The following is a 1,546-nucleotide window of genomic DNA, read 5'->3' on the forward strand; positions in this document are numbered from 1 at the left end:
CCCCCCCCCGGGCGCGCGCGCGGGCGGGCGCGCGCGCGGGGGGGGGCGCCCCGGCGGCGGCTGGCGCGCCGCGGCCGCCTGTGGGGTTCGTCGGCGGGGGTCGTCGGTGGGGGTCATCGGTGGGGGGTCGTCGGCGGCCTTCGCGGAGCGTTCGTCGGAGGGGTTCGTCGGAGGGGTTCGCGTGCCGTGGCGGCCCGATCCGGCCGGCGGTCGGTCACGTCCCGCGTTTTGTTGCGTACGCAAGCAGCGCCCGTGACCAGCGTTGTTAGCGTTAACATGACTTCGGGCGATCGCCAGACGCCTGTCAGTGACGTTAAGCTCGCCGGGAGCGCTGTCCTGCGGGCTCCGGTTGTTAGCGTGAACGGCACCGCCGTCACCTGACTGCGGTCCGCGGGTCGCTCATGCCACGCCACGCGGTAAGACTGACTTATCCGTGGCGCACGAGCCACGAGTCGGTATGGTCGAACGGCGTCGAATGCCGTCGAACGGCCGGGGTGCGCCTGGCCAGTTTCGGGCTCAACCCCTTCTTTCCCTTGACTTCATGGGTTGGTGACCGCTGTCATTGGGTTCTGGGGAAGGCCGCGGGCCACGGCCGGATCCGGGGCGCGAGTCAGGCACAGTCGCCGGACGACCGCCGCGAAGAGTACGACACATCGCCGCCCCTCGGACGTCACCGGCGGGTGCCACGACGCAGTGGAGCAGTCCATGACAGCCAAGGACCGGGCCGCGGGCGCGAGAGGTCGTGCCCGGACGCCGCATCCCCACCCCTGACGCCGCCCATTCCCTTGCCATCGTCGCCATCGGAAGGAACGCAATGTCCCCCGGCTCACGATCGCCCGCCGCGGCGACCACCGCCCTGCCCCGGGTCACGAGACCCTCCAGCACCCACCACAGCCGCTCCCGAGCGGCCCACCGGCTTCCGCACCCGACCGGCACCGCACGCGACCGCTCCCCGGCCAGCCACCTGCCCGCGCACGCAACCGACACGGCACGCGGCGGGCGGACCGCCGTCCTGGCGGCCACCGCGCCGGAGCCCTCGGAGGTCCGCGCGCCATGACCGCGTTCAAGTCGCTGGGAGCCGCGGTGTCACCCGTCGCCGAGGACGTCGGCGCGGCGGAGCGGGAGCCCACGGCCACGACCCGGCAGTTGCTGCGGCTGATGGGCACAGGCGCGCTCGACGAGACGATCGCCCGCGAGATGGGCGTGAGCGTCCGGACCGTGCACCGCCGGATCACCCGCCTCCAGGAGCTGCTGGGCGTGCGCTCGCGCTTCCAGCTCGGGGTGATCGCCCGCGAACGGGGTTGGGTGTGACCCTGGCCGAGGCCCGGCCGCGCACCCGTGCGCCCATCGGAACTCGGCACGGCGCGCACTGGTGCGCGGTCGGCGGCGTCCGGCGGCTCCGGACAGGTGCGCACACCGGCGGGCAGCGTCCGGCGGCCCCGGCAGTCGCACACAGGGGCGCGCGGCACTCGGCGGCCCCGGCGGTTGCGCACACCGACGCGCGGCATCCGGAGGCCCCGGCGGTTGCGCAACACGGCGCGCGGCA

General features: G+C 74.5%; 1 protein-coding gene. It reads left to right on the plus strand.

The features are described 5' to 3' along the window. Window positions 1-1,053 precede the first annotated feature (1,053 nt). Entirely contained in the window at window positions 1,054-1,311 is a 258-nt protein-coding gene (locus ACFXGA_RS40150) for a response regulator transcription factor (RefSeq protein ID WP_378098462.1), read from the plus strand. Window positions 1,312-1,546 lie beyond the last annotated feature (235 nt).

It is taken from the genome of Actinosynnema sp. NPDC059335 (assembly GCF_042752395.1).
GTDB lineage: Bacteria > Actinomycetota > Actinomycetes > Mycobacteriales > Pseudonocardiaceae > Actinosynnema.

Coding starts and splice junctions, on each gene's coding strand:
- ACFXGA_RS40150 (WP_378098462.1), top strand. CDS start 1,054: ATGACCGCGTTCAAGTCGCTGGGAGCCGCGGTGTCACCCGTCGCCGAG.